Here is a 23,116-nt window from a genome sequence, read left to right as displayed (position 1 = left end):
GGGCATGCCCCAGGGCACATTGAAACCACCTCAACCATCAAGCATGAAGGGGAAAGACACTGCGCCTGAGCGCGAACAAAAAGGGGAGCACGTCAGCGCCTAGCGGTTGCTGCAGAAACGCCTCAGCCGCGATATGCCGGAAGGCATGGGGATTGATCTCGACGCCAATCCTCTCACGCGTGACAACCTTGACGGCGTCGCGCATCCCCGCACGCGTCATCGGCCCCATTCCCTTGCCGGGGAACACGTACGGGTTGCCGGGCTGGACGAGCAGCGGCCGGTAATCCCGCAGCCAAATTTCGAGGATTTCCGCAGTCCGGCTCGATAATGGGTACATGAGTGGCACACGATTTTTCGTCTCCTCCTCGCCGATCATGATGGCGGAGATCTCCGGCTTGCGTGGATCGGGCCGCAGCAAATGCTGGTCGAGCCGCAGCCCGAGCAAATTCGTGAGCCGCATCGGGCATTTGACTAGCAAGTTGATCAGGGCTGCGTGCTTGGCGGTCGTCGCTCCGCGCTTGGTTGGCCAGAGCGGTGAAGGGCATTCGCGGCGACCTTGATAATTTGAACCTTGCTGGTGACAGTCTTGTTCCACGCGCGCCGCACGCCTGTCACCAAACGACGCGGTGTGGCCTGCAGCGTCCACTCCGTCAGCCCAATTTCAAACAAAGGCAGGTGTTCGTCGGTGATCGCCTCGGGGGCGATACCCTTGGCCGTGCAGAAACGCATGGAGCAAGAGAGTTCTAGCCGCATCCTATGGTAAGCTCGCTCAAACAGGGCTGTCCAGGCGATGGTCAGTTCCTCCAGTGTGGAGTCGATGACATCCAGTCTGTGCAGGATTTTACGCAGGCGACAAATAACATTCGAGCGAGTGGCAGGTTTCCCCCCCAAGCGGCTGCCGACTTGCTCAACACGTCTGCGCATAGGCGAGACGGGGTCAAAACCAGCATGTCGGCAGGACACGTGCGTGACCGTGTTGAGAGCGCTGCTCCAGTCGCACCGCTCATTGGCGCTGAGATCGGGCCAGGTCATGATCCGCCGCAAGGCCGTGGCGGTCACGGTCTTGTTGATGGTAGTAGGTTCGAAGGGGGAGGCGTCGGGGGCGGGACGAGGGTAAGCGGCAAGGAGAAGGCCCGTCCGTTTACGGACGTCAGGCGTAGGCTGTAGCCGCTGCCGGTGAACGGTGTATGGCTTGCCATGGCCGGCGGCAGGGTGATGGTGGCTGCCGCCCCCATGCCGCTGACGATGCCATAAGGCCCTGCGCGGAACTGTTGGTAAGGGAAATCGTTCTTAAAGGCGGTTTTCGGCAGGTGTGTCAGCGTAGCCGTATTCCAGCTTGCCACGACGGTACCATTTTGCAGCAGTGTTGCCTCCACGATGTGGGCGGGCGCCTCCGGTGTGCCGGCGTTCAGGTAGGCATGGAAGCTGACGCCGCCATCAGGTGCCAGCATTCCATTGCTGAGCGCGTAGCTGTGAATGGTGGGACTGACCGGGCCGCCATGGAATGGCGTCACCACGGAGCCGCGATAGTAACTGTATGTGCCGACATTGAACGCCACCGTGAATGCGAACAAAGCGAGTGCAAGATTGCGGTAGGATGCAGCTTGAACCGGTAGCGGCAGGCTGCCGCCAAGCCAACGGAACCAGGCTTTGTCAGAAAGATGCGGATTGGCTCGCAGCAGGGCGTTGTCCAGCGAATAAGCGCCGCTTCCCGTCAGGGCCAGCGTGGCCCCCATGGCGAGGTTCGCTGCCGCCATCGTCCATTCGTCGATGCAAGTTGCTCCCTGCCAGCCGAACATCAGCATCAGCGAGATGGACAGCCCAACAGTCACCAGCGCCGCCGCCCGTGTGAGGAAGCCCGAGATCAGCATCAGTCCCGCGATCAGTTCGACGGCGCTGAAGATGATCACGCAGGCATAGAGCAGCACGAAATGGTTCAGCAGATAGGCGATGACATGGCCCGTGCCGAGCAGGGCGCCGGGCATGGCTGTCTGGAATTTATAGGCCATCCAGTGGCCGTGTGGGTTGAGTTTCTGCGGACCGTAGATGAAGCGCCGGGACCCGCCGCCCCAATAGATGAACCCTTGAATAAAGCGGACCGCCAGCAGGCCAATCGCGGCATTGCGCCAGCCGGTTTCATCAAGGGAGAGGGGAGTGCCGCTTGTGGGCGGCGCTGTCGCCGCCAGAGAGGTCGCAGACATTTAGCTGATCCTTTTATGTTGAGCGCATGGGCTCAAGAGTGTCCCGTATATGGTTTGAAGCCGTAATGCTCGAAGATGGACAGAGCAGTGGGGGAGCGCAGAAACGCTAGCCACGCCTTGGCGGCATCTGGATGCGCGGCGTCTTTTACAACGGCTCCGGCATAAATGGCCGTGGAGTTTTCGGCCGGAGGAATGGGCACGTCGCTGATCGGGTTGCCGATTTCCTCCTGGAAGATTGCCTCGGATTTCCAGGTGACACCGGCATCCGCCAGGCCTTGCATCAGGAGCAAGGGCGTTTGGCGGTGGTGGATATGTGTCAGGATCGTCGTACCATTTTGCACGCCAGTCTGGTAGATTTGGGTTTCCAGCGCATCGCCGCCAGCCTTGCGCAGCGAGGCTTCGATTTGCTTGCCAATTCCCTCATAGGTTGGGTTGGGCATGGCCAGTTTGACACCCGGCCTGCCGAGATCTGCCAGGCTCTCGATATGTGCTGGATTGCCTTTCGGGACCATGATCGTCAGATCGTTGGTGACGTAAGGCACCGCAGGGGCACTGAGAACACCAGTATCGATCAGTGATTGAACCTTTTTCAACCCTGCGAGATAGGCGTCGGGCTTTACAGTGAAGGTCATGTTGCCGGATGTGATGGTGCCCCCTTGCTGCATGATTTTCGCCAACATGCCCGGCGGAATGGTCACATAGAAGATGTGCCCTTTGTACTGCGGATTGGCCGCCTCGAACGCCGCGACCAATGGGGCCATGGCGAAGTAATAATTGCCGCCGACATAGAGAACCAGCTTCGGATCGGAAAGATCGCCGTGGAAATCGGCCATGTTATCGACCTCGGGAACCGTGAAGTCGAAGCCTTTGTTCAGCGCGTCATTATTTGCGCCGTGCTGCCAGGGAGGGAAGACCTGATCGTTATAGCCGTGCGGCTGGCTTTGCGCATGGACGGCAAGCGGCATTGCCGAAAGTACCGCCAGGACCAGAAGTTTCTTAAAGTCTTTCACGAGTCTCATGGATATGAAGCCGTTTCTGTTTGGTCGGAGGGTTATGCCGCTACCGCGTAGTGGAATCCGGCACGCTGCAATTCGGGGATGGTGCCAACGGTGCCAGGGCTGAGGATGGCGCCCGGAATCAGGTGGTTGGTCAGGTCGGCCGCCAGAGCTTCGTGAGAGAGCCCGCCGGGATTAACGCCAGCTTTCAGCAGCGCCCCGCTGAGTTCCCAGATGGCGTTATGGCAGGCGAGGAACACCACCCCCCGCTGCTGCAGCACTGCGATGCTGTTTGCTGCCGGTGAAAACGGGCCTGCGGGGTTCTGGATATTGGACACATCGCCCTTGGCGGCTGGCGGAGTTTCGATCAGCGTGTTGGTGGAGAACTTTCCGCCCGTGAATGCGGCCAACTTGTATTTGTCCCAGGCCGTCTGGTCGTAAAGCGCCAGATGGGCGGAGGCATGCGTGGCCGAGGCGATCAGGAAGTCCGGATGCTTCCAGGCGTAGATCTCGACATTGAGCGAGTTGCGCATCAGGTTGAGCCAGGGGCCAGCGAGATCGGTATTGTCCCACACCTGCTTCGGTCCGCCGCGATAGGCGAGAACCGCATTCAGAGCCTCGCTGTCCCATTGCGCGGGATCGGTGAGAATCATCGGCACCGTACTGAACTGGCGGCGGCGGGGCAGGATGGCGAGTTGTTTCGTCAACGCCGCGAGCGTGGCTCCAGTGTTCGGTTCCAGATTTGGGGGGCTCGGCTCAGTGGCATGGGCGGGCAGTGCCGCCGCGGCGGCAAGCCCCGCCGCGGCGATGGACAGTCCGGCCCCGCTCAACAAAGCCCGGCGGTTCGCGCCTCGAACATTATCCTCATTATGCGTCATTGCGGTTTTCCTTGCTTTAAGCTGCGAAAGGCTGGCCCGGGCATGAAGCGACGGGGAGCCGCTTTTCTAACGCCCATGACATTAGATGAAGTCTTGTTATTTTAATAATTTATTGTTCTTCTTGGAACGATCTCTCTGAATTATTGATTGGTGTAATACTGTCTGATGTCCTGTGGCAGGAGCATGGCGGTGCATGACATTTTAGCAGCTGAGGATTTTCGCCACCGTGGCCGAGCACGAGCATGTCACGCGCGCACGGCGAAAGCGCTGAACCTGAGCCAGTCCGCCGCATCTTCCGCAATTTCTGGCCTCGGACAGCAATTCGGGCTGAAGCTGTTCCACCGTGTCGGGCATGATAGCATGCTCATGACGGAATTTTCAAGGATGGAGCGCGGGCGTCTGACCATTCATGCCAGCCGGACTACGGCACGTCGCACAACTGGCGCTCTCTCAGCGGATTCCCACAAGACGTATTTGGTTCAGCTACCTGAGGCGGTGAAGGCAGAAAAATTGGCGGATGGATTGAGGCTGGTTCGAAGATGTTACCGCGTGTTCACCCTAGCCTCGGATCACGCATCCTTGGATACCATGCGTGGTATGACGCGGGTTCCCTCCAGGAAGAGCCGGGTGCGGGAAAGCAGCCGGCTCGGATCTGTGAGGACGAAGCCAAATGGCCTGGCTACTCGACCATGATCGCGACGTTGTCCTTGAGGAATTACTGGACACATATGTAGATTAGGTAATGGCCTGATCTGGGTATCTCTCCGGGGAAAAACAAAGATCAAGGTATAATTCAGATGGATGCCGGGATGAGCGAAAAAATCGAACAGGGTTTGTCGACTGCTGAAGCTGCAAAGCTGTTGAAGCGTTTTGGAGCGAATGCCGTTACCGAGATCTCGGAAAGCTGGCTGCACGCGCTGGCAACCAAACTATGGGGACCATTGCCCTGGATGCTGGAAGCAACAATCCTGCTGGAGTTGTTTCTCGGCCACGGGCCTCAAGCCATGATTATTTCGGTGCTGCTGATTTTCAATGCAGTTCTTGGAATGACGCAGGAGGCTCGTGCCAAAGACGCGGTTGCGGCGCTACGACAGACGCTCGCCGTTACGGCATCTGTCCGGCGCGATGGTCTCTGGATGCGCATAGATGCGTCCGGCCTGGTTCCCGGAGATCAGATAAAACTGGCACTTGGGGCCGTGGTACCTGCCGACACTAAACTTACCTCGGGTAGCGTGCTGATCGATCAATCAATGTTAACCGGGGAGTCCCTGCCGGTTGAGCGCAAGCCAGGAGAGTTGGCCTATGCCGGTGCGATGATCCGCCATGGGGAAGCAACGGGGATTGTCATGGCGACCGGCTCGCATACCTATTTCGGCAAGACCGCCTCGCTGGTGCAGGATGCGCACGGGGTCAGTGGGGAGCAGCGCGCGGTTTTATCTGTGGTGCGCGATCTTGCCCTGATCAACGGCGCCGTAGTGTTGGCGATGCTTGCCTATGCCCATGCGATTGGTCGGACATTCGACGAATCCGTACCCTTGCTGCTGACCGCGCTGCTTGCCTCGATCCCAGTGGCGCTGCCTTCGACCTTCACGCTCGCCGCCGCGCTTTCGGCGCGGCGACTTGTACGCGGCGCCGTGCTGCCTACACGGCTCGCGGCCATCAACGAGGCAGCGACCATGAGCCTGCTTTGCACTGACAAGACCGGCACATTGACGCAGAATGCGCTATCGATCCACAGCATCTTGGGCTTCGGTGGCACCGCCGAGGACGCTGTGTTGGCCGCCGCCGCCGCCGCATCGTCTGAGGGTGGTGATCCGGTCGATCAAGTTCTTATCGATGCCGCCCGGGCGCGAGGCGTGGCTGTGCCAACCGCTATAAGTTTTGAGCCTTTCGATCCTGCCCGCAAATATGCCCAAGCGCGGCTTGCGGATGGCGATCTGCTCCGCAAAGGAGCACTCGGGGCACTGGTCTCGGTGCCGCTATCTGCTGAACAAGAGAATGCCCACAAGCATCTCACCGAGGCAGGCTGCCGGGTTCTGGCCGTCACCCGGACCAGTGGCACCACGACTGTTCTACTCGGATTGCTCGGCCTCGCCGACCCACCTCGCGAGGATGCAGCAAGCCTGATCGCCACCTTGCACAGTCTCGGCGTGCATGTGGTCATGGTGACGGGAGATGCGCCGGAGACCGCAGCTGTTATTGCCAAATCTGTTGGAATAACTGGCGAAGTCTGTGAGTCGGCTATGTTGGAAAAGCTCACTGCGCCAGGCGATTACGGCGTATTTGCCGGGGTGTTTCCGGAACAGAAATTCCGTCTGGTAAAGCTGTTTCAACGCGATGGCCATGTGGTTGGCATGTGCGGCGATGGCACCAATGACGCTCCGGCGCTGCGTCAGGCGCAAATGGGTATCGCGGTCTCAACGGCAACCGATGTCGCTAAGGCGGCGGCGGGGCTAGTGCTGACATCGCCTGGGCTTGCAGGCATCCTTGACGCGATCCGCGAGGGGCGCGCGGCCTTCCAACGCATTAGAACCTATACACTCTCAATGGTGGTTCGAAAAATCGCGTTTGTGTTCTATCTCGCGCTGGGATTAGTGATCACGGGGCATGCGGTTTTGACGCCGCTGCTGATGGTCTTGCTGCTGATCGTCAATGATTTCCTGACCATGGCGATCACCACGGATCGTGCGTTGCCCTCCTCCCATCCACGGCATTGGCGGATTGGCCGGATCATCGGCGAGGGTGGAATTTACGGGCTGGCAACGCTCGGCTATGCCACCCTGATGCTGCAAATCGGCCGAGGCCTCTGGCATTTGCCGCTGGCGCAAATTCGTACACTTTCGTTTATGACGCTCATGCTGGCGATTCAGGCGAGTATCTATGTCATACGCGAGGAGCGCTGGTTCTGGTCGTCTGCCCCGAGCATTTGGTTGGCGGGCGCGACGGTTGTTATGGTTTCCTTCAGTCTCTTGGTTGCTGGTTGCGGTATACTAATGGCGCCGCTTGGTTGGAATATTCTGGGGGCAATCATTGGCGGCGTTTTGCTTTTCATGTTGTTACTCGACCTGCTGAAACATATCGTGGCCCAGGTTGTACTCCATATCTGAGAGGTGAACTTTGCAACGGTATATCTCAAAGGTGCCATGCGGATCATCTTCAGCCAGGCGAGAATTTTCTCCAGTACCTAGGTGACGTCCTCGCCTAGCGGTGAGAGGACACCTTCATTCAGGGGAGGGTTGAGCTTCACGAAAGCTGTGGACCTCTCCCGCGCCACGGTCTTCATCAACAAGCCGCGTATGTTTGATCGCTGTCAATGACAGCCGTCGTTCCCGGAGGCTAATATGCAACCCTCTTCGGTTGGAGATGCTTACATGCATCCATCATCACGCGAGCCTGCAACAAGCCCTGCGAGGACTTCGCCCCCCATTGCTCAAAGACCAGGAAAAGGAGTTGCATCCGGCGAGGCAGCGATAAGCCGGGAGGCTGATCTTGCTGCTTTTTATTACTTTCATAATTTCGATCGTGTCCTGCGCGCCATAGCGGCGCGTATGACGCAAGGGGTATCTTATCGTCTCATTTTCGATGCCTGGATGGAGTGGGTAACGCAGCTTGCCATCTCCCCCGGAAAGCAGACGGAACTCGCCGCGCTGGCGGGCAGTGGCATGGTCAGCTTCACGCTTAGATTGCCTGGCGCGATGGTTGGCGAGGGTGATTCATGGCTTTCGAAGCCAACGGAGGATCGGCGCTTCTCCAGCGCGGACTGGGCGGCATGGCCGTTCAACGCTTTTGCCCGCGCTCATATGGTTGCCGAGGATTGGTGGCTAGAGGCGGCGCGGAATGTGCCAGGGGTACCCAAGCGAACAGAGGACGAGATGCAGTTCCTGATTCGTCAAATGGCCGACACATGGTCCCCAGCAAACATTCCCTGGCTTAACCCGACCGTCATCTCGAGAACGGTTCAATCGGGCGGGTTCAACTTTCTCCAGGGGATAAAAAACTGGTGGGAGGATTTGGATCGGCTGCTATCGGGCGCACCGCCGGCCGGCACCGAGGCGTTTGTGATCGGCAGCACTGTCGCGACGGCAAAAGGCAAGGTAATTTTACGTAATGATCTGATGGAGCTGATCCAGTACACACCGGTAACCGAAACGGTGTTTGCCGAACCGGTCCTGATTGTTCCTGCCTGGATCATGAAATACTACATCCTGGATCTGTCCCGGGAGAACTCCTTGGTGCAATGGCTGATCGCGCGCGGACATACCGTTTTCATGATCTCCTGGAAAAACCCGGGTCATCGGGACCGTGACATCAGCCTGGACGACTATCGGCAGGCCGGTGTTATGGCTGCGCTCGAAGCGGTCGGGCGCGTCCTACCCGACCGCAAGATCCACGCCTGTGGCTATTGTCTGGGCGGGACGATCCTTGCGATCGCGGCGGCGGCAATGGCCCGTGAGCATGATGAGCGGCTCGCGAGCGTTACCCTGTTCGCTGCCCAGACCGATTTTGCCGAGGCCGGCGAGATGCTGCTGTTTCTCGACGAACGGCAGATCGGCTTGCTGGAGGATTTAATGTGGGACCAGGGATATCTCGATACACGCCACATGTCCGCGGCTTTTCAGGTCCTGCGTTCGAACGAACTGATCTGGTCCAGGCTCGTGCGCAATTACATTCTCGGCGAACGTGACCAGATGACGGATCTTGGGGCCTGGAACGCGGATCAGACGCGCATGCCGGCGCGTATGCACAGCGAGTATCTGCGCGGATTGTTCCTGGAAAACAGGCTTACCGCTGGCCGGTTTGCCGTGAATGGCCGCGTCGTCGCGCTGCGCGACATTGGCACTCCATTCTTTGTCGTGGCGACAGAGCGGGACCACATCGCTCCCTGGCGGTCGGTTTACAAGGTTGCGCTGTTCACGGACACGGATATGACCTTCGTGCTCGCGACGGGTGGGCATAATGTCGGGATTGTTAATCCGCCGAATTCCGGGTTTGGCTCTTACCTGATCGACCGGCGCCGACAGGGGCAACGGTACAGGGATCCGGATAGCTGGGCAGTCGGGGCGGAGCGGCGAACTGGATCGTGGTGGGTGGCCTGGCAGGCTTGGCTTGAGGAGTTAAGCGCGGCTGAACGCGCGCCTCCGCCCGGGATGGGCGCGCCAGAGCATGGGATGCCCCCGCTCGGCGACGCGCCGGGGACATACGTGCTAATGCCGTAACAACTATTGCCGCTGACATGTGGTAGGCTGGCTATCTTCCACGCCGCGGCAACATGCGGCGCAGTACGTCATCCTTGAGCAAATAATGGTGGCCGAGTGCTGCCAGGGTGTGGCCGCCAACCAGAATGATGATCAGCCAGGCGTTGAGGTCGTGAATTTCTTCAACAAAGCCGCCTGTCGCCTTGGAGAATGTGCCGAACGGCGAGGGGATGAGCAGGCCAAAGAAGCTCAGACCGTGGTTGTCGGTCCACCGGGTGAAGAAGCCGAGCACCGCCTCCGCCGTGATGAGCACGTATAGAACATAGTGCAGAGCCTTAGCCGCTTGCTCGAGTATTCCTTGGTTGGATGCGAACGCTTTGCTGCGGGACAGCAGGCGCCAGAGGATGCGCAGCGCGATCACCGCGGCGAGCACGAGGCCTAACGACATGTGCCCGGTTATCATCAAGTGGTGTATGGGTTTTGGAAAAAAATCCCAGGTTTCCGCCAGGGCGAAGAGCAACAGCACCAGCGCCGCCGTGACCCAGTGGAGCGCTATTGTCAGGCTGTCATAGCGCACGGGACTATCCAATGGGGCGGCTGCCGCTCTAGCCGGATCGGTTGAGTTATTCATTCTGTCCCGTCTCCTTTGTTCAAGCCACCGAGCCGGGCAGTCGGCCTATGGCGGTTGTCGCTGCCATGACCATTGCCCGCAGGAGGTGACACCAGCGTTCGCCTCACGACCAATGCGACGAGTACGGGGGTCCCCAGCCTGGGCTGTTCGAGCAGATGGTTTTCCGCGCGGCTATATCTCATTGTTTCGAGCGCCTTTCGTAACCGGCGATAATTTTTATTCCGCCGCCATGAACTTCTATTGCGCTAGGTCAAGGTACAATACTCTAAAGTGTATCATATGGATACTGGCTGTATCGGAGAGGCACATAGAGCTGTGGTTACCGCGCCGGTAAATCCTGCGACAGAGCAAACCGGAGATGCCGGCTTGGCGCGCTTTATTAAAAAGCTGCTCATTACGCTCCTTGTGCTGGCCCTGGCTTTGGCGGCTTGGCGGCTGGCCGATCTAGGCATGCTGCTTTTCGGCGCGGTGTTGATCTCGATCGGGCTGCGCCGGGCCGCCGAGTCGCTCGGGCGCCGCGCCAGGATCGGTACGGCGGCCGGGCTCGCGCTGGTCGTCCTGCTGTTTGTGGCGGCCCTGGCGGCCTCCCTTACATTTTTTGGCACCGTCGCCGCGGGGCAATTCAACGAGCTTGTTCAACAGGTGCCGCAGGGTCTGCGCATAGCGCTCGCCTGGCTTCAGGCGCAACCATATGGTCCTTATGTCTTGGCACAGGCGCGCGGGATCGCGCCAGCGGAACTCACCAGTGCGGCCGGCCGCGCGGTGACGTTGGGAATGCAAGTTGTGGCGAGCACGCTCGGCTATGGCATCCTCACATTTCTGGTTGCCATTTATCTTGCCGCGCAGCCACAGCTCTACCGACAGCTCTGCCTTCGGCTGGTGCCGCCGGCCCATCGGGCCACAGCGGATCGTCTGCTGGAGCGGACCGGCGACGTACTGCTGCACTGGCTGTTGGGGCAGTTTATCGTGATGCTCATCATTGGCAGTCTGTCCGGGCTCGGCCTATGGGCGCTGGGCATTGAGGCACCTTTTGCGCTCGGGCTGGTTGGCGGATTATTGACCTTCATTCCCTATTTCGGCGCTGTTCTGGCGGCGGTTCCCGCCACACTCGTTGCGCTTACCCAGGGGCCGCTCAACGCTGTTTTGGTTATTGCCATGTATGCCGGGGTGCATTTTATCGAGGGCAATTTCGTCACGCCCATCGTGCAGGCCGAGGCCACTTCTCTGCCACCGGTTCTGTCGCTGCTATCGACCGTGGCTTTCAGTATCCTGTTCGGCCTGTCTGCCGTGCTGCTGGCCACGCCGCTAACTCTGTTCCTTCTGGTGGCGATGGAGCTGCTTTACGTTGGCGGCACATTGGGGGGCACAGCTAAAACCGCGGAGCGCTTGGTCGATGTTCATTGATACTCCAGAGCCAGCCCTGCCACGCCAAGGTCTCTCAACCGCCGAAGCGGCGGAACGGCTGGGGCGGGATGGACCGAACGAGCTGCCGCAGGACCAGCGACGCCATTTGCCGCGCATCGCTTGGGATGCGGTGCGGGAGCCCATGCTGCAACTCCTGCTCGCCGCGGGTGTCATTTATCTGTTCCTGGGCAATCTGTCGGAGGCGTTAATCCTTCTGGGCTTCGCAGTGCTCAACGTGGTCATGGTTGTGGTGCAGGAAGCCCGTACCGAGACCGCGCTGGCCGCCCTGCGTGACCTTGCCAGCCCCCAGGCGCAGGTTTGGCGCGATGGCAAGCGGGTGCGCCTTCCCGCCAAGGATCTCGTGCAGGGTGATATGATCTCCATCGCCGAGGGGGAACGTGTGCCAGCCGACGCGATGTTGCTCGACGCCACATCCATGCAGGCGGACGAATCCCTGCTTACCGGCGAATCTGTCCCCGTCCGCAAATGTGCCGGTGCCGCCGATGCGGTGGACGTGGTCCCGGGCGGCGATGACAGCCCCCATATCTGGGCCGGCAGCCTTATTGTCGGCGGCAGCGGCACGGCGCTGGTCACGTCCACGGGGCCGCGTACCGCCATCGGCCGGATTGGCAAGTCCTTAGGCACGGTAGAAGCGGCATCGGCACCGTTGCAGCGGCAAATGCGCCGCCTTGTTTGGCTCTTCGCCGGGGTAGGTACTGGCGCTTCCGTTATATTGGCAGTTGCCTATGGTTTGTTGCACGGCCAATGGCTGAAAGCCATTTTAGCCGGCATCACTCTCGCCATGGCGACGCTGCCGGAGGAGTTTCCTCTTGTTCTGACGATCTTTCTTGTGCTCGGCGCTTGGCGGCTGTCGTGGCATCATGTGCTGGCCCGCCGCTCTGCGGCGATCGAGGCGCTTGGCACCGCGACGCTGCTTTGCACAGACAAAACGGGCACTCTGACCCAGAACCGCATGTCTGTCGCGGCGCTCGAGGCTGAGGGAAGCGCGTTAGCCATCGGTGAGCAAATGCCGCTCCTGCCCGAGCCGTTTCATGAGCTTGTTGAGTTTGCCATCCTGGCAAGCCGGCCGGATCCGTTCGACCCGATGGAGCGGGCCTTTCACCGCCTGGGCCAGACGCACCTAGCCGGTACGGAGCATCTGCACCAGGGGTGGGAGTTGGTGCATAATTATCCACTGCAGCCTGAATTGCTGGCGATGTCCCAGGCATGGCGGACCGGAGCTGATGGGAGCCATGTTATCGCCGCTAAGGGCGCGCCCGAGGCGGTCGCCGATTTATGTCATTTGGGCGCGGGGGAGCTGGAGGCCATCCGGCAAGACGTGGCAAGAATGGCTGCGGAGGGGCTGCGCGTGCTGGCCGTCGCCAAAGGCATGCATACCAAGCCGGGGTGGCCGGACTCACAACATGATTTCGATTTCACTTTCCTGGGGCTGGTTGGTCTTGCCGACCCGCTGCGCCCTGGTGTGCGCGAGGCCGTTGCCGCGTGCCGGACGGCGGGTATCGGCGTTGCCATGATCACGGGTGACCACCCCGTGACGGCTCTGGCCATTGCCAGGCAGGCCGGAATTGCCAGTGGCAATGTGCTCACCGGCCAGGAGATGGCCGAGCTTGATGATACGGCCCTGTGCCAGCGTGTCGCGGATGCACGGGTGTTTGCACGGATCATGCCAGAACAAAAACTACGCCTTGTGCAGGCCTTTGCCGCCAATGGCGAGGTTGTGACGATGACGGGGGACGGTGTCAACGACGCCCCCTCGCTCAAGGCCGCGCATATCGGTGTAGCCATGGGCGGGCGCGGCACGGATGTCGCGCGTGAGGCTGCCGCATTGGTGCTGCTGGATGATGATTTCACAAGCCTAGTCACCGCCATCCGTCTCGGCCGGCGGATCGATGATAATCTGCGCAAGGCTTTCGCCTATATACTAGCCGTGCATGTGCCGATCGCGGGAATGTCTCTGATTCCAGTGCTGCTGGGCTGGCCGTTGCTGCTAGGGCCGGTTCATGTGGTGTTCCTCGAAATGATTATTGACCCCGCCTCCTCGATTGTTTTCGAGACAGAGCCGGAGGACGCGGGGATCATGTCCAGGCCGCCGCGTCCACCCGGCGCGCCGCTGTTCGCCCTGGCGCTGCTGCTGAGGGGGCTGGTCCAAGGCATTATGGTTTTGGCGGCAGCGCTGTTGGTGTTTTTGGCCAATGCCAACGGACCTGGCGGTGAAGCCGCTGCCCGTGCCATGGCCTTTGTCACGCTTGTGCTGGGAAATCTGGGACTGGTGCTAACGAATAAGGGGCTGGAGTCCGGCGCTATCCGGGCTTTGTTGAAGCCCAACCGCGCATTGTGGGTTGTTGTTGCGATAGTGCTCCCGGCTTTGGCGCTGGCGCTCGTCATTCCTGAACTGCGCCACCTCTTTGGCTTCGCGTCATTACGCCCATTGCAGGTTACGATCGCGGTATTGGCTGCCACCGGCAGCTTCCTCGTGAATGAGGCGCTCGCCTGGATAGTCAGAAAAATTCAACGCCGTAAGGCCTGATACGGCAGGCAGCCCGCATGAACGACTGTATCATTTGTTCACCCCAGCCAAGGTGAACCGGAGGGCAACCGTTGTGGGCGCATTGAATACGCCATGGACGGTCACAGCTCTTGTACGCTCAGGCGGATATAAGACTGTTTATGAATCGTTGTCCTAACGCCTGAATATGGTTGCCTAGGCGTTCGCGATATTTGTGGGCCAACTAATCAGTTGGAGCATCCTCACGCCCGTATTGCTGTGGTGCGGAAGAAAGAACTTTCGGGCGCATTTGCTTGTTTTCCGTTTCGTATATTTGCTGCACCCGTATGAAGCTGCCGTCCGTATGGACGGCAGCTTTTTTGGAGTGCTTTATCCTTTGAGAATATCGTGCTTCTTTTGCAGATACTCCTCGCGATTGATCTCCCCGCGGGCATAGCGCTCATCGAGAGCGTGCAGCCCCGCCGAGTTGCTCCGGTTATGGGGCGTTGGCTGCTGAGGGGGGTGCGCCGTCCAGGCCAGCGAGCGGAAGATGAACACGAGAAGCGCAACGATAATAACAGCCCCGAAGATCATCATAATCCAACCTCCGCCATAACCGCCCCAGCCGTTCATCATCCACGGGCCTGGGCCGTAGCCGCCCCATCCTGGCCCCTGAAAAGGGCCGGGCACGGTGACCGGGGTGCTGGCTGTCGAATCCGCCCAGGCTGGAGCGGCGGTTAGGGTGAGCGTCAAAGCTGATACGGCGGTTTTACGAATTGTGTTGATCATTAAGCACACTCCTTGTTTGTGCTGAACGGATGACGATGTCTCGGACGAAAAGATGCCAGGGCATGTTTTGAAGAGTATTGATCTGGCGTATGAGTTGTTGGTCTCGGCGTCAGGCATAGCGCACCTCCGTCATCATGCCTGCGGCCATGTGGTAGAGATTGTGGCAGTGGAACAGCCAGCGGCCAGGATTGGCGGCATCGAACGCGATGCGCATACTGCTTTTGGGGGGCACCAGAACCGTGTCGCGCATGGCGCCCGCGAACGCTGTGCCATTGATGGCGATGACCTGGAAATGATGACCGTGCAGATGCATGGGGTGTGACATCATGCTGTGATTGAAGATATCGAGTGCGACACGCTCGCCCTGCTTCACCAGCAGGGGAGCATGAGTCTGCCATGTCTGTCCGTTGATCGTCCAATCATACTTCGCCATGCTGCCTGCCAAGAGCACTTGGTACACCCGGTCGATCGGCCGTTCGGCCAGCGGCGTCTGGGCGCGCAGATTGGCCTCCAGCGTTGTGTCGCACGCGCCTGCCGGTGTGGCGGCCTGGTTGGCGAATTTGAAAATTTTGGCGGAAGGTGTCGCGAGGATCAGCCCTGTGCGGGCGACATCGCCTTCGCGCTGGGCCAGGATCGGGTAGGTGCCTTCGCCTGGCGGCAGGATGAGAAGCAGATCGAGCCGCTGCCCTTGCGCTATCGGCAGGGGGGCGGAAATGTCGAGCGGCTGCACCGCGTCGCCATCGACGGCAATCACCTGTGCGGGGACGCCGCCCGTGTCGATCCAGAATGCCGTGGCGGTTGCGCCGTTGATCAGGCGCAGGCGCACCCGCCCGCCACGCTCGACGCGCGTGACTTGCGGGTCGTCGAGCGTGTGGCCGTTGGCGAGATAGGCGTCGAAAACGACATCGTTGAGGTCGGGGCCCATGCCCCTCATCGTCGAACCATTGCCCATCATGCTCATGCCGCCCGAGGCGGTGCCACCCGTCAGGCCGGCGAGAATCTCGGCGGGGTCTTTGAAGGTGAAGTCGTGCAGAAGCAGCGTCACTTCCTGCGTGTCGGCGCGCAGGTCGTCAGGCGTGTGCACGATCAGCGGCGCGGCCATCAGCTGCTGTTCCTGCAGGCCGAGATGCGAATGCATCCAGTGCGTGCCGGGGCGGGGAATGTAATCGTATGAAGCCGCGGCGCCGCTGGCGATCGGCTGTTCGTAGCCGGTGGCCGTTACGCCATCCTGGGCCACCGGTGGCGTTTGGCCGTGCCAATGGATGATGGTCGGCGCGCCGCAGGTATTTTCGAGCGTGACGGCAAAGCGCTCGCCCGGGGCGAGGCTGGCGCCGTCGCGCCCGTCAGCTCCCGTGATGGCGAACATGGAAGCTGATTTGCCGTTTACCTCGATGACGCGTGTGGTTGCCCGTAATTGCCGCGTGGGTCCGGCAAAGGCCGGGGTATTTGGCAGCAAGCCAAGCGCGCCTGTGGCGGCGCCCGCCATCAGCACGCGGCGGCGTGAAAAAATCGGTGTCATCGTTTTAACCTTCAAAATTGTCTATGCTTGTCGAGGGCGCTGAGCCCCCGGGAGACGTGGCGGGGTCATTCCCCCCAAGGTTACGAGACGCGGCGTGGCGGTGGCGGCACGGGCCGCGAGGGCAGGCCATGCAAAAGGGAGTGTGCCGGACGCGGGTAGAGGGCGCTGACCGGTGACATGATGGCGAGCGCGGCCGGGGCGGGCGGCAAGACGCCCAAAACACCCAGTGCGCATGGATTGCATAGGTGGCCCGCACCCGGGCAACAGGTGTGGGCGGATGCTGGCATCGCGTGTAGCGCGGCCAGAGGCATCGCCATTGGCATGTCCGCCGCCTGCGCCGATGGAGTTGTGGGGCATGAAGGTGCCGCCGCTCCGGGTGCCGGGCCGAGCAGAAACATCAGCGCCACGGCCAGGCGGGCCAAATTGCGCATCAGCTGTCTGCCGCCGGTTTGTGCCCGAAGATTGAGCATTATCTTGTCATTCGGGCCAAAGTCTGCACCAGTTCCTCGACTTTGTGGCGCTGATCCGTGACGTCGCCAGAAGAGAAGGCATTGGCGACGCAGTGATTCAGATGGTCGCGCAGAACCTCTTCCTCGACCTTATGCAGGGCCGCGCGCACAGCGCTGATCTGCGTCAGCATGTCGATGCAGTAGCGGTTTTCCTCGATCATGCGCAGGAGGCCGCCGACCTGACCTTCAATCCGCTTTAGCCGTTGGGTTACTTTCTGTCTGGTCACTTCATGCATCGCGGTCCAGCCTTAATACTATACCCATGGTGGGTATATAGAGGGATACCGGCTGACTGCCAAGCCATTCATGGGCTCGCCGCCCCAGAATGGCGTTCCTGCCATGTCTGAACATCAGAATCATACTCATCACCTCGCCACGCCGGTTACAGGCGGAGAGAAGGATCACGAACAGGCGTGAGGAAGAGTGGACTGGCTTGCACAAAAGAGCCCCCAGCACCGCCTGCAAGTCTAATCTTGGGCCGGAGGCAAACGGTTTCGACGTGGCTCCCAGCTTCTGCTTGCCACCTGTGGATCGCTGAACTGGGGTTGGGCCGAGCCAGGCGGTGAAGTCGCGTCCCTTGCGAAAGGCCTCAATCGGTGAGGCGAGAGCTGCGATCGCCGTCGCAGTAATCGCGTCGACACCGGGGATTGTCATCAGCCGCGCCGGTATGTCCTCTTCCTTCGCGCGCTTTGCGATCTCCCGATCAAGCTTGACCACGTGATCGGTAGTCTCGCCTCACGCCGGTATTTCCTTGCCGTCATAACCAATTATTTTCCCGGAATCCGTTGGTCCAGCGCTGCCCAGAACATCAAGTAAACGCTGTGCTGCCTGCTGGCGCGTTGTGAGTTGTCCAGGGGGCACAAAAGACTGAAATGGTTGCGAGAGCGGTGTATCCACCGTGCCTGGATGCAGTGCCACAATAGCCGCTAGCGGCGCCCGTCGGGCGGTTTCGATCGCCGCGCTGCGCACCACCATGTTCAGCGCCGCCTTGGAGGCCCGGTAGGCGTACCAGCCGCCTTTTCGGTTGTCGGAGATACTGCCCACCCTGGCCGAGAGCACCGCCAGCCGCGCCGGGCGATGACGGGGCAGCAGCGGAATGAAGTGTTTCATCACCAGCGCGGGTCCTGTGCAGTTTACCGCAAAGATCTCGGCGAAGGCTTTCGCCTGGATGTCTCGCAATGCCTTTTCCGGCATGATGCCGGGTGCATGCAGAATGCCGGTTGCGATGATGACGGTATCCAGCGCGCCGTCCCGCCCGATCCGTTCCGCCGCCGCCGCCAGGGAGGCATCGTCGAGGATGTCGGCAAAGCCTGTTACCACAACGCCTTCATCCTGTGGGGGCGGACGGCGTGAAAGCGCGTAGATCCGTTCCACGCCGCGCGCCGCGAGTTCGCGCACCAACGCCCCGCCGATGGCGCCGGTTGCGCCGAACACCGCAGCGCGGGAGCCAAGTTGGGTCACGGTTTGGCCAAGGCGCTGCAGATGGCGCAGGCGATCGCCGCCGCGATGCCGGTGGCCAGCGAGCCCCAGGCGAGGTCGGCGGAGGTCACCAGCACGGACCAGCGGCGCAGCGTCGCCTGGTTGGTCAGGTCGTAGGTGGCATAGGCCACGAGCCCCAGTCCCGCGCCGCGCAGCAGCGCCATGCCGGGCTTGTCGGACGGCAGCACCGCGAATGCCACCACGCCGCCGATATACAGGGCATAGAACAGCAGCGCCGGTACTGGGCGGAAGTTCTCGGCCAGCAGCCCCTGCAAAGCGGGTTTGTAAAGGCGCGCGCTCATCGTGCTGAGCCACACGGCATCAAGCCCCAGGAAGGTCAGCGCGGTGGAGATATAGGCGGTAAGAATTAGTTTCATTGTTGTTATCCCTTCAGCTCATAGAGCCCGACATCGACGCAGCAGGTGGCGAAGCCCGCCTCGCAGTAGCAAAGATAATACTCCCATAGCCGCCGGAATCGGGCGTCGAAGCCCATCGCCTCGATGCGCGGCCAAGCGGCGCTGAAGCGTACCCGCCAGTCGGCCAGGGTGCGGGCGTAGCTCGGTCCAAAATGGTGTACCCGCCCTGGTTCCAGCCCAGCCGCAGCGGCCTGCGCGCCGATCTCCGCTTTGGTGGGCAGCATCCCGCCGGGAAACACATGGCGCTGGATGAAGTCCGGGTTGCGCCGGTAATCGGCGTAGCGTTCGGCAGCGATGGTGATGATCTGCAGCACCGCCCGCCCGCCCGGTTTGAGCCGCGCGCGCAGGGTGCGGAAATAGGTTGGCCAATAAGCTTCGCCCACCGCCTCCAGCATCTCCACGGAGACGATGCGGTCATACAGCCCGGTTTCGTCGCGGTAGTCGCGCAGGGCGAGGTCCACCCGTTCCCCCAGCCCGGCCTTGTCGATGGCCGCCCGTGCATGCTCGAGCTGGGCCGGGGAGATCGTCACCCCCGTCACCTTGGCCCCCGCCGTGCCCAGATGCCGCGCCAGCGCGCCCCAGCCGCAACCGATCTCAAGCACGGAGCCGTCCTTCGGCACAGTCAGCCAGTCGGCGATCAGCGCCAGCTTGCGGGCTTGGGCGGTGTCCAGCGTGTCCGCCGGGGTTGCGTACAGGCCCGAGGAATAAAGCATCAGCGGGTCCAGCCAGGCGGCGTAGAATTCGTTGCCCAGGTCGTAATGCGCCATGATGTTGCGCCTGGCCCCAGCGCGGGTGTTGGCGTTGGCGGCGTGGCGCAGGCGGTTGAGCAGGCGCATCGGCCCGGCAAGCAGCCCGCGCGGCGCGGTGGCCGGAGCGTTCAGCGCCGCCAGTGTGAGCAGCGCGGTCAGGTCCGGGCTGGTCCAGGCGCCGGCGATGTAGCTTTCATGGAGGCCGTTGGCGCCATGGAGCAGCAAGGCGCGTGGCAGGCGGGAATCGCGCAGTTCCAGCACGGCGTCGGGGCCAGGCAGGGGGCCGCGCTGCTCCAGCCGCCGGCCATCGGGCAGGAGGCACAACAGCCGTCCGTGCCGCAGCCCGCCCAGCAGGCGGCGCAGTATGGCCTCGTCTGGCGTAGCCAGGGGGGGCAAGGGCAGCGTTGCGGGGGGCAGGGGGCGGACGATGTCGCTCATGCGGGTCTCCTCGTCAGGTCACGGCCGGGGGTGACCGGCGTGGCGGGTGCGGGCGGACGCGGGCGCAGGCCAACGCCCTTCAGCCAGATCAGCAGCGCCTCCCAATGGATCGCCGCCAGCACCTTCACCCCCAGCAGGGGATGCATCAGGGCTGCGCGCAGCAGGGTGGCGTCGGTTAGGGGCTGGCGCGGCCCGGCCAGCGTGGCGCGCAGCACGACGCCTTCGGCGTCCTCCACAGCGATATGCAGCCCCACGGACTCACCGGGCGGGCGGAGGGTGAAACGGTAGTGCAGCCCCATGTCCATGAAAGGCGAGACGTAGAACGCTTTCTCGGCCTCCTGGCGCAGGGGCGCGCGCGCCCCCGGTGACACGGGGCACAGATAGAAATGGCGCTGCCCGAAGGTGTTGTTCACCTCGTACAGCACCGCCCGCAGATCGCCCGCCGCATCGTGGCAGAAGAACAGGCTGAGCGGGTTGAAGCCGAGGCCCAGAAAGCGGGGCAGGGTGAACAGGCTGATCCGCGCGCCAGCCTCGGCGAGCCCCGCCTCGGCCAGCCGGGCCTCCACCCAGGCGCGCAGGGGCGTATGGCCGTCGCCATGGTCGCGCTCATACAGGCTGAACAGGTTGAAGCGGTTGCGCGAGAACAGCCGCGCGGCGGGAGGAGAGGCAAGGTCCAGCAGCAGATAGGGCAGCCGGTAGGCCAGTTTGTGGCGGCGCGGCCGGGTACGGCTATGCGTCACCTGCGTGGCGTAGAGCGCGTTCATTCCGCCGCCCGCTGGGGGATACGGCCGGATGCGTTGGCCACGGTCCAGGGGCGGCGCATGCCGCCCAGCGCCTCGGCCACGGCCAGCCCCGCTTGCAGCCCGTCCTCGTGGAACCCAGCCCCCCACCACGCCCCGCAGAACCATGTGCGGCACACGCCCTGCACCTCCCACAGCCGGGCCTGGGCGCGCAGGGCCGCCACATCGAACACCGGATGCGTGAAACTCTGGCGCAGCACCGCGCAGCTCAGGGGGCGGGGCGAATTGAGCGTGACGAACCACTGCCGGTCGCCGGGCAGGTGTTGCAGGCGGTTCATCCAGTAGGTTACCGCCACATCCTCCTTGCCGCCGGTATAGTTCCAGGCCGCCCAGGCCGCGCGCCGGCGGGGCATGGCAGTTTGGTCCGTGTGCAGTACCGTCTCGTTGCGCGTGGTGCGGAAGGCCCCGATGACCTCCCTCTCGGCCGGGCTCGGGTCGGCGAGCAGGGCGAAGGCGTCGTCGGCATGGCAGGCGAGCACCACATCGTCGAACCGCCAGGGGCCGGTGCTGGTCAGGAGCTCGACGCCGTCGGCCTGGCGGCGCACGGCCTGCACCTCTTCCCCCATGCGGACCCGCCCCTGGAACGCCTCTCGCAGCCGCGCCACATATTCGCGCGAGCCGCCCCGCACGGTGCGCCATTGGGGCCGGTTGGCCAGCTGCAGCAGCCCGTGAGTCTCGCAGAAGCGGATGAACGCCATGGCGGGCAGCTCGGCAGCCGCCCCCGCCGGGCAGGACCAGATGGCCGCGACCATCGGGTAGAGGTGATCGCGCAGAAACGCCTCGCCATAGTCGCCCTGGCGCAGATACGCGCCCAGGCTCATCTCCCCCAGCGCCCCGGCATGCCCGGGGGCAGCGCGGTAGAAGCGCAGCAAGTCGCGCAGCATGGCCCAGAAGCGAGGGCGTAGCGCGTTGGCGGGCTGCGCGAACAGCCCGGCGAGGTTTGAGCCGGCATATTCCAGAGCGCCGTCGCGCAGCGACACGGAGAAGGACATGTCAGTTCCCCTCGTCGCCACGCCCAGATGCGCGAATAGCGCCGTGAGGTTGGGGTAGGCGGGCTCGTTATAGACGATGAAGCCGGTATCCACCGGCACGCCGTCCACCTCCACGGTGTGGCTGTGTCCGCCCAGGCGTGGCTCAGCCTCGAACAGCGTCACGTCATGGCGCTGGCTCAGCAGCCAGGCGCAGGCAAGGCCCGAGATCCCCGCCCCCACCACGGCAATGCGCCGCCGCTCCGTCATCTGCTCCATGCTGGCCGTCGCCTCCGTATTTGATGCTTTTAATACGGGCGTCAGCCTATTTTGGATCACCGGTGATCCACACCGCGCGCCAGCGCGTATAGTCGGACGTGAATGCGCTTGATCCTCTCTCCCCCTGCCAGGCTGACAGCCAGGCCCGCGTGCCGCCGGTGACGGCGCTGGACTATCCGGCCCCGGACGCCAGCGCCCTCGCCGCGCTCATCGGACGGGTGGCGGCATCGCGCGACCGCACGGCTTACGCGACGCTGTTCAAGCATTTCGCCCCGCGGGTGAAGGCGTATCTCCGCCGCGCCGGAATGGGCGGCGCCGAGGCCGAGGAGCTGGCCCAGGAGGTGATGCTCTCCCTTTGGCGCAAGGCAGAGAGTTTCGACCCCGCCCGCGCCGGGGCCGCCACCTGGGTGTTCGCCATCGCCCGCAACGCGCGCATCGACCATGCCCGCCGTCGCCGGGAGGTCAGCTTCCCGGATAACGCGCCGGAGGAGGAGGGCCATGCGCCCTCCGCCGAATCCCTCACCCTCAGCGCCGAGCGCGAGGCCCGCCTGCGCGGCGCGCTCGGCGCTCTTACCCCCGAACAGCAACAGATCGTGCAGCTTTCCTTTTTCTCCGAAACCCCGCACGCGGCCATCGCCAGCGCGCTCAACCTGCCGCTGGGCACCGTGAAGTCGCGTATCCGCCTTGGCTTAAGCAAACTCCGCGCCCTGCTGGAGGACGCGCCGTGATCCGCCACCATCCCACACCCGAGACGCTGCTGGCCCATGCCGCGGGTACGTTGCCGGCCGGGCATGGTTTGGTCGTGGCGGCGCATCTGCAGGGCTGTGCCCGGTGCCGGGCCGAGCTGGCCGCGCTGGAGGCGGCGGGTGGCGCGCTGCTGGAGGATCTGCCGCCCGAGACGCTGGCCGCCGAGGCGTTCGCCCAGGTGCTGGCACGGCTGGATGAACCTCCGCCCGCCCCGCCGCCCCCGCCGCGCCAAGCCGATTTGAGCTTGCCACATGGACTGCGCTTGCCCGCCGCCCTGCGCAGGGCCGAGATCGGCCGTTGGCTGTGGATCGGCACTGGCGTGCGCTACAGCCGCGTGCGCCTGCCCTGGGCGCCGGAGCAGAATGTGATGCTGCTGCGCGTGGCTGGGGGGCGCAGGGTCATTCACCATAGCCATGGCGGGGCTGAGTTCACCCAGGTGCTGTGGGGCGGCTTCCGCGATGAGACGGGGCATTACGGCCCCGGCGATATCGGCGAGGCGGATGAGACCCTGGCGCACCAACCGGTGGCCGACCCGGAAGGGTGCATCTGCTTGGCCGCGTTGGAAGGCGGGTTGCGGCTTCCTTGGCTAACCCGTCTGCTGGGCGGGTGAGGC

The 23,116-nt window shown here is 62.5% G+C and carries 23 protein-coding genes; 7 read left to right on the top strand and 16 right to left on the bottom strand.

Translation table 11 applies throughout. The features are described from left to right. Window positions 1-37: 37 nt before the first annotated feature. From HNP71_RS08450 to tetH, 5 genes are read right to left on the bottom strand one after another with little or no spacing between them, the layout of a single operon-like run. Complete coding sequence (locus HNP71_RS08450; protein WP_246344132.1) at window positions 38-460, bottom strand: tyrosine-type recombinase/integrase; 423 nt, start codon at window positions 458-460, stop codon at window positions 38-40. A gap of 23 nt (window positions 461-483) precedes the next feature. Further along, on the bottom strand, window positions 484-1,059 hold the full coding sequence (locus HNP71_RS14235; protein WP_246344131.1) for a hypothetical protein: 576 nt from the start codon (window positions 1,057-1,059) through the stop codon (window positions 484-486). Further along, window positions 1,056-2,201: a TQO small subunit DoxD gene (locus HNP71_RS08445; RefSeq protein ID WP_183266447.1), complete on the bottom strand. Its 1,146-nt coding sequence runs from the start codon at window positions 2,199-2,201 to the stop codon at window positions 1,056-1,058. Before HNP71_RS08445 ends, HNP71_RS14235 begins: the two co-directional genes overlap by 4 nt. 32 nt (window positions 2,202-2,233) lie before the next feature. Continuing rightward, a complete protein-coding gene (locus HNP71_RS08440) occupies window positions 2,234-3,220 on the bottom strand; it encodes a substrate-binding domain-containing protein (RefSeq protein WP_183266446.1) in 987 nt (328 codons plus the stop codon). Window positions 3,221-3,252: 32 nt separating this feature from the next. Further along, window positions 3,253-4,074, bottom strand: a complete 822-nt coding sequence (tetH, locus tag HNP71_RS14230) for a thiosulfate dehydrogenase (protein ID WP_183266445.1) — start codon at window positions 4,072-4,074, stop codon at window positions 3,253-3,255. A 165-nt stretch (window positions 4,075-4,239) separates the two neighbouring features. On the opposite strand from tetH, the gene HNP71_RS08430 reads away from it, so the two are divergent. The 3 genes from HNP71_RS08430 (at window position 4,240) to HNP71_RS08420 (ending at window position 9,290) form a co-directional block, all read left to right on the top strand. Continuing rightward, window positions 4,240-4,767: a LysR family transcriptional regulator gene (locus HNP71_RS08430; RefSeq protein ID WP_343062364.1), complete on the top strand. Its 528-nt coding sequence runs from the start codon at window positions 4,240-4,242 to the stop codon at window positions 4,765-4,767. 116 nt (window positions 4,768-4,883) lie between these two features. Continuing rightward, entirely contained in the window at window positions 4,884-7,181 is a 2,298-nt protein-coding gene (locus HNP71_RS08425; protein WP_183266443.1) for an HAD-IC family P-type ATPase, read from the top strand. Window positions 7,182-7,415: 234 nt separating this feature from the next. Beyond that, window positions 7,416-9,290, top strand: coding sequence for a PHA/PHB synthase family protein (locus HNP71_RS08420; RefSeq protein ID WP_343062363.1), 1,875 nt, complete (start codon window positions 7,416-7,418; stop codon window positions 9,288-9,290). 31 nt (window positions 9,291-9,321) lie between these two features. On the opposite strand, the gene HNP71_RS08415 is transcribed toward HNP71_RS08420, so the two are convergent. Continuing rightward, window positions 9,322-9,900, bottom strand: coding sequence for a cytochrome b (locus HNP71_RS08415; protein WP_183266442.1), 579 nt, complete (start codon window positions 9,898-9,900; stop codon window positions 9,322-9,324). A gap of 366 nt (window positions 9,901-10,266) precedes the next feature. Between HNP71_RS08415 and HNP71_RS08410 the strand changes: the two genes are divergently transcribed. Both HNP71_RS08410 and HNP71_RS08405 read left to right on the top strand, forming a co-directional pair. Beyond that, the gene (locus HNP71_RS08410; protein ID WP_183266441.1) at window positions 10,267-11,304 is read left to right on the top strand and encodes an AI-2E family transporter; all 1,038 of its coding nucleotides are present in this window, start codon (window positions 10,267-10,269) and stop codon (window positions 11,302-11,304) included. After that, window positions 11,294-13,852 (top strand): cation-translocating P-type ATPase, encoded by a 2,559-nt coding sequence (locus HNP71_RS08405; protein WP_183266440.1) that lies wholly within the window; start codon window positions 11,294-11,296, stop codon window positions 13,850-13,852. Before HNP71_RS08410 ends, HNP71_RS08405 begins: the two co-directional genes overlap by 11 nt. Before the next feature lie 348 nt (window positions 13,853-14,200). Here the strand turns inward: HNP71_RS08405 and HNP71_RS14075 are convergent, their stop codons facing one another. The 10 genes from HNP71_RS14075 to HNP71_RS08355 form a co-directional block, all read right to left on the bottom strand. After that, window positions 14,201-14,599, bottom strand: coding sequence for an SHOCT domain-containing protein (locus tag HNP71_RS14075; RefSeq protein ID WP_221246700.1), 399 nt, complete (start codon window positions 14,597-14,599; stop codon window positions 14,201-14,203). Between the two features lie 109 nt (window positions 14,600-14,708). After that, window positions 14,709-16,118 (bottom strand): multicopper oxidase family protein, encoded by a 1,410-nt coding sequence (locus tag HNP71_RS08395; protein WP_183266439.1) that lies wholly within the window; start codon window positions 16,116-16,118, stop codon window positions 14,709-14,711. A gap of 80 nt (window positions 16,119-16,198) precedes the next feature. Further along, a complete protein-coding gene (locus HNP71_RS08390; RefSeq protein WP_183266438.1) occupies window positions 16,199-16,549 on the bottom strand; it encodes a hypothetical protein in 351 nt (116 codons plus the stop codon). Window positions 16,550-16,587: 38 nt separating this feature from the next. Continuing rightward, on the bottom strand, window positions 16,588-16,863 hold the full coding sequence (locus tag HNP71_RS08385) for a metal-sensitive transcriptional regulator (RefSeq protein WP_183266437.1): 276 nt from the start codon (window positions 16,861-16,863) through the stop codon (window positions 16,588-16,590). After that, window positions 16,856-17,344, bottom strand: coding sequence for a transposase (locus tag HNP71_RS14070; RefSeq protein ID WP_221246699.1), 489 nt, complete (start codon window positions 17,342-17,344; stop codon window positions 16,856-16,858). Before HNP71_RS14070 ends, HNP71_RS08385 begins: the two co-directional genes overlap by 8 nt. An 18-nt stretch (window positions 17,345-17,362) precedes the next feature. Then, window positions 17,363-18,088, bottom strand: a complete 726-nt coding sequence (locus HNP71_RS08375) for an SDR family NAD(P)-dependent oxidoreductase (RefSeq protein ID WP_343062362.1) — start codon at window positions 18,086-18,088, stop codon at window positions 17,363-17,365. Next, window positions 18,085-18,483, bottom strand: coding sequence for a DUF2177 family protein (locus tag HNP71_RS08370; protein WP_183266436.1), 399 nt, complete (start codon window positions 18,481-18,483; stop codon window positions 18,085-18,087). The genes HNP71_RS08375 and HNP71_RS08370 overlap by 4 nt, the downstream gene beginning before the upstream one ends. Window positions 18,484-18,488: 5 nt before the next feature. After that, window positions 18,489-19,709, bottom strand: coding sequence for an SAM-dependent methyltransferase (locus HNP71_RS08365; RefSeq protein ID WP_183266435.1), 1,221 nt, complete (start codon window positions 19,707-19,709; stop codon window positions 18,489-18,491). Then, complete coding sequence (locus HNP71_RS08360) at window positions 19,706-20,473, bottom strand: DUF1365 domain-containing protein (protein ID WP_183266434.1); 768 nt, start codon at window positions 20,471-20,473, stop codon at window positions 19,706-19,708. Before HNP71_RS08360 ends, HNP71_RS08365 begins: the two co-directional genes overlap by 4 nt. Beyond that, window positions 20,470-21,756 (bottom strand): NAD(P)/FAD-dependent oxidoreductase, encoded by a 1,287-nt coding sequence (locus tag HNP71_RS08355; protein ID WP_183266433.1) that lies wholly within the window; start codon window positions 21,754-21,756, stop codon window positions 20,470-20,472. Before HNP71_RS08355 ends, HNP71_RS08360 begins: the two co-directional genes overlap by 4 nt. 98 nt (window positions 21,757-21,854) lie before the next feature. Between HNP71_RS08355 and HNP71_RS08350 the strand changes: the two genes are divergently transcribed. Both HNP71_RS08350 and HNP71_RS08345 read left to right on the top strand, forming a co-directional pair. Next, window positions 21,855-22,484: a sigma-70 family RNA polymerase sigma factor gene (locus HNP71_RS08350; RefSeq protein ID WP_343062361.1), complete on the top strand. Its 630-nt coding sequence runs from the start codon at window positions 21,855-21,857 to the stop codon at window positions 22,482-22,484. Then, complete coding sequence (locus HNP71_RS08345) at window positions 22,481-23,113, top strand: ChrR family anti-sigma-E factor (RefSeq protein ID WP_183266432.1); 633 nt, start codon at window positions 22,481-22,483, stop codon at window positions 23,111-23,113. Before HNP71_RS08350 ends, HNP71_RS08345 begins: the two co-directional genes overlap by 4 nt. Window positions 23,114-23,116 lie beyond the last annotated feature (3 nt).

Origin of the sequence: Acidocella aromatica, assembly GCF_014201825.1 — a bacterium.
Lineage (GTDB): Bacteria > Pseudomonadota > Alphaproteobacteria > Acetobacterales > Acetobacteraceae > Acidocella > Acidocella aromatica.
The sequence above is the reverse complement of the archived record's forward strand: the minus strand, read 5'-3'. Positions and strand labels throughout refer to the sequence as shown.

What these genes read in the sequence shown, in the direction of transcription:
- HNP71_RS08450 (WP_246344132.1), bottom strand. Translation starts at nt 460, where the DNA reads ATGCGGCTCACGAATTTGCTCGGGCTGCGGCTCGACCAGCATTTGCTG.
- HNP71_RS08445 (WP_183266447.1), bottom strand. Translation starts at nt 2,201, where the DNA reads ATGTCTGCGACCTCTCTGGCGGCGACAGCGCCGCCCACAAGCGGCACT.
- HNP71_RS08440 (WP_183266446.1), bottom strand. Translation starts at nt 3,220, where the DNA reads ATGAGACTCGTGAAAGACTTTAAGAAACTTCTGGTCCTGGCGGTACTT.
- tetH (WP_183266445.1), bottom strand. Translation starts at nt 4,074, where the DNA reads ATGACGCATAATGAGGATAATGTTCGAGGCGCGAACCGCCGGGCTTTG.
- HNP71_RS08430 (WP_343062364.1), top strand. Translation starts at nt 4,240, where the DNA reads ATGTCCTGTGGCAGGAGCATGGCGGTGCATGACATTTTAGCAGCTGAG.
- HNP71_RS08425 (WP_183266443.1), top strand. Translation starts at nt 4,884, where the DNA reads ATGAGCGAAAAAATCGAACAGGGTTTGTCGACTGCTGAAGCTGCAAAG.
- HNP71_RS08420 (WP_343062363.1), top strand. Translation starts at nt 7,416, where the DNA reads ATGCAACCCTCTTCGGTTGGAGATGCTTACATGCATCCATCATCACGC.
- HNP71_RS08415 (WP_183266442.1), bottom strand. Translation starts at nt 9,900, where the DNA reads ATGAATAACTCAACCGATCCGGCTAGAGCGGCAGCCGCCCCATTGGAT.
- HNP71_RS08405 (WP_183266440.1), top strand. Translation starts at nt 11,294, where the DNA reads ATGTTCATTGATACTCCAGAGCCAGCCCTGCCACGCCAAGGTCTCTCA.
- HNP71_RS14075 (WP_221246700.1), bottom strand. Translation starts at nt 14,599, where the DNA reads ATGATCAACACAATTCGTAAAACCGCCGTATCAGCTTTGACGCTCACC.
- HNP71_RS08395 (WP_183266439.1), bottom strand. Translation starts at nt 16,118, where the DNA reads ATGACACCGATTTTTTCACGCCGCCGCGTGCTGATGGCGGGCGCCGCC.
- HNP71_RS08390 (WP_183266438.1), bottom strand. Translation starts at nt 16,549, where the DNA reads ATGCGCAATTTGGCCCGCCTGGCCGTGGCGCTGATGTTTCTGCTCGGC.
- HNP71_RS08385 (WP_183266437.1), bottom strand. Translation starts at nt 16,863, where the DNA reads ATGCATGAAGTGACCAGACAGAAAGTAACCCAACGGCTAAAGCGGATT.
- HNP71_RS08370 (WP_183266436.1), bottom strand. Translation starts at nt 18,483, where the DNA reads ATGAAACTAATTCTTACCGCCTATATCTCCACCGCGCTGACCTTCCTG.
- HNP71_RS08365 (WP_183266435.1), bottom strand. Translation starts at nt 19,709, where the DNA reads ATGAGCGACATCGTCCGCCCCCTGCCCCCCGCAACGCTGCCCTTGCCC.
- HNP71_RS08360 (WP_183266434.1), bottom strand. Translation starts at nt 20,473, where the DNA reads ATGAACGCGCTCTACGCCACGCAGGTGACGCATAGCCGTACCCGGCCG.
- HNP71_RS08355 (WP_183266433.1), bottom strand. Translation starts at nt 21,756, where the DNA reads ATGGAGCAGATGACGGAGCGGCGGCGCATTGCCGTGGTGGGGGCGGGG.